The organism is Streptomyces sp. rh34 (assembly GCF_002551245.1).
Lineage (GTDB): Bacteria > Actinomycetota > Actinomycetes > Streptomycetales > Streptomycetaceae > Streptomyces.
The window spans coordinates 1-3,338 of the sequence record NZ_NTGZ01000437.1 but is presented as its reverse complement, the minus strand read 5'-3'; the positions used below and the strand labels follow the sequence as shown (position 1 = coordinate 3,338).

2 protein-coding genes are annotated in these 3,338 nt (G+C 73.8%); both read left to right on the top strand.

The features are described from left to right. On the top strand, positions 1-2,101 hold a 2,101-nt coding region (locus CR470_RS36825), incomplete at its 5' end, for a DEAD/DEAH box helicase (RefSeq protein ID WP_097872045.1). Continuing rightward, the coding region (locus CR470_RS36820; protein WP_097872043.1) for an SWIM zinc finger family protein at positions 2,098-3,338 on the top strand (1,241 nt) is incomplete at its 3' end. The genes CR470_RS36825 and CR470_RS36820, both read left to right, overlap by 4 nt.

Genomic DNA, 3,338 nt, shown 5'->3' with positions numbered 1-3,338 from the left:
GATGGACGCCCTGCTGACCCTGCGGCGGGCCGCCCGCGCCTGGCCGCCGCTGGCGCCGTTGCTCTCCGCCGCGGTTCCGGACTCGGTGGAACCGGCCGACGAGGAGATCGCCGAGCTGCTGGGGGCCGCCTCGCGGGCCCTGGCCGCCGCCGGTGTTCAGGTGCACTGGCCCAGGGAACTGGCCAGAAAGCTCACCGCGCGCGCCGTGATCGGCCCGGACGACCGGGACTCCACGGACCCGGACTCCACGGACCGGGACTTCCTGGAGCAGGACTTCCTGGACCAGGAGGGCGACGGGCAGCGGGCCGGGACGCGCGGACGCACCACTGCTGACATGCCCTCGTTCCTCTCCGCCGACGCGCTGCTCTCGTTCGACTGGCGGTTCGCACTCGGCGGCCAGAAGCTGACCCGCGAGGAGTTGGACCGGCTCGCCGAGTCCACCAGACCCATCGTGCGGCTGCGCGACCAGTGGGTCCTCATCGACCCCGTGGAGGCGCGCCGGGCCCGGGAGACCCAGGACCGCAAGGTCACCCCGATCGACGCTCTCGGCGCGGTGCTGACCGGTTCGACGGAGGTGGACGGCCGTCGCGTCGAAGTGGCGGCGACCGGCTGGCTGCAGCAGTTGCGAGACCGGCTGGCAGACCCTGAGTCGGCCGCACAGCAGTCGATCGGACAGCCCGCAGCGCTCACCGCCACCTTGCGCGACTACCAGCTGCGCGGTCTGAACTGGCTGCACACGATGACCTCGCTCGGCCTCGGCGCCTGCCTCGCCGACGACATGGGCCTCGGCAAGACGATCACGCTCATCGCCCTGCATCTGCACCGGCAGAGCGACCGGGACGCGGCCGGCCCGACGCTGGTGGTGTGCCCGACGTCGTTGATGGGCAACTGGCAGCGGGAGATCGAGCGGTTCGCACCGGGCACCCCCGTCCGCCGCTTCCACGGCACGTCGCGTTCCCTGGACGACCTGGCGGACGGCGAGTTCGTGCTGACGACGTACGGCACGATGCGCCTCGACGCGCCACGGCTCGCCGCCGTGTCCTGGGGCATGGTCGTCATCGACGAGGCGCAGCACGTGAAGAACCCGCACTCGGCGACGGCCAAGCAGTTGCGTACCCTCGGGGCCCGTGCCCGCGTCGCGCTCACCGGCACGCCCGTGGAGAACAACCTCTCCGAGCTGTGGGCCATCCTGGACTGGACGACGCCCGGTCTGCTCGGCCGGCTCAGCACCTTCCGTACGCGGTACGCGGCAGCGGTCGAGGGCGGCAACGATCCGGGCGCCGCCGAGCGGCTCGCGGCGCTGGTGCGGCCGTTCCTGCTGCGCCGCCGGAAATCCGACCCGGGGATCGCGCCGGAGCTGCCGCCGAAGACCGAGACCGACCGGGCCGTGTCGCTGACGCCGGAACAGACCGGCCTGTACGAAGCGGTGGTCCGCGAGACCCTGGCGGAGATCTCCGCCGCCGACGGCTTCGAGCGGCGGGGGCTCGTGATGAAGCTGCTTACGGCGCTCAAGCAGATCTGCAACCACCCGGCGCAGTACCTCAAGGAGGAGCAGCCGCGGATCACGGACCGCTCGGGGAAGGTCGAGCTGCTGGACGAACTCCTGGACACGATCCTGGCCGAGCAGGGTTCGGTGCTGGTCTTCACGCAGTACGTGCGGATGGCCCGGCTGCTGGAGGAACACCTGGCCGCGCGCGGGGTGGACACGCAGTTCCTGCACGGCGGTACGCCGGTGGCCCGGCGCGAGGAGATGGTGGCTCGCTTCCAGGCGGGCGAGGCGCCGGTGTTCCTGCTGTCGCTCAAGGCGGCGGGCACCGGGCTCAACCTCACCCGGGCCGGTCATGTCGTGCACTTCGACCGCTGGTGGAATCCGGCGGTCGAGGCGCAGGCCACGGACCGGGCGTACCGGATCGGACAGACGCAGCCGGTGCAGGTGCACCGGCTGATCGCCGAGGGCACGATCGAGGACCGGATCGCCGCGATGCTCGCCCGCAAGCAGGGACTCGCGGACGCGGTGCTCGGCTCGGGCGAGGCCGCGCTGACCGAACTGACCGATGCGGAACTGGCCGACCTGGTCGAGCTGCGAGGGGGCGCACGATGAGCGACGACTACGAGGACGACTACGCGTACGGAGCGGAGTACGGGACGGACGACGCCGACGCCTCAGACGGAGGCGACGGCGGGACGTCGCGGGACGGCCGACGCGGAGCGGAGCGGGTGTTCGCCGCGCTTCCCCCCGCGCAGGGCCGGGGTTTCGCCACGTCCTGGTGGGGACTCGCGTGGCTCAAGGCCCTGGAGGACACCGCGCTGGACGGTCAGCAGCTCAAGCAGGGCCGGCGGCTGGCCCGGGAGGGCAGGGTCGGGGCGGTCTCCGTACGGCCGGGGCGGATCACGGCCGTGGTGCGGGACCGCGACGGCACGGCCTACCGCAGCGACGTCCTGCTCCAGCAGCTCGGCGCGGGCGCCTGGGACCGGTTCCTGGACATGGCCGTGGACCGGGCCGGGCACATCGCGGCGCTGCTGGACCGGGAGATGCCGCCGCATCTGGTGGAGGACGCGGCGGGCGCCGGGGTCGACCTGCTGCCCGGCATCGGAGACCTGGAGCCGGAGTGCACCTGTGGGACCTGGGACCACTGCCCGCATTCGGGAGCTCTCTGCTACCAGGTGGCGCGGCTGCTGGACGAGGACCCTTTCGTCCTGCTGCTGATGCGGGGGCGCGATGAGCGGCGGCTGCTGGACGAACTCCAGGTGCGCAGCGCCGCCCGCGCGGTCCGGGCGGATGGCGGGGTGCGGGAGGGCGCCGACGACGCGGAACCGGAGGTTCGCGGAGTACCGGCCGGCGAGGCGTTCGCGGCGGCCGGGATCCTGCCGCCGCTCCCCGCTCCCCCGCCGGTCCCCGATGAGCCGGGGCTCGGGCCCTCGCTGGACACGGAGACCGGGCCGGCGCCGGGGATCGACCCGGCGGCACTACAGGTGCTGGCGGCCGACAGCGCGGTGCGGGCCCACCGGATGCTGCTGGACGCGTTGGCCCCGGGGCACGAAGGACAGCCGCTCCCGGTCGAGCTGACTCCGCGGCAGGACGCGGTGCGGCTGGCCGCGGACACCCGGCCGGAGCAGCGGATCGGGGCCCGGCTGGCCACGGGATCCGGTCGACCGGCCGCGGACCTGGAGGTGGCCGTCCGCGCCTGGCGGTACGGAGGGGTCGCGGCACTCGCCGTGCTGGACGAGGAGTGGACGCCGGACCCTGAGGACCTGGGGCGGGCCCGCGTCCGGCTCGGCGAGGCGTGGGAGGCGGGCGAGCGGCCGGCGCTGCGGGCGAGCGGGCCGGCTCGCTGGAC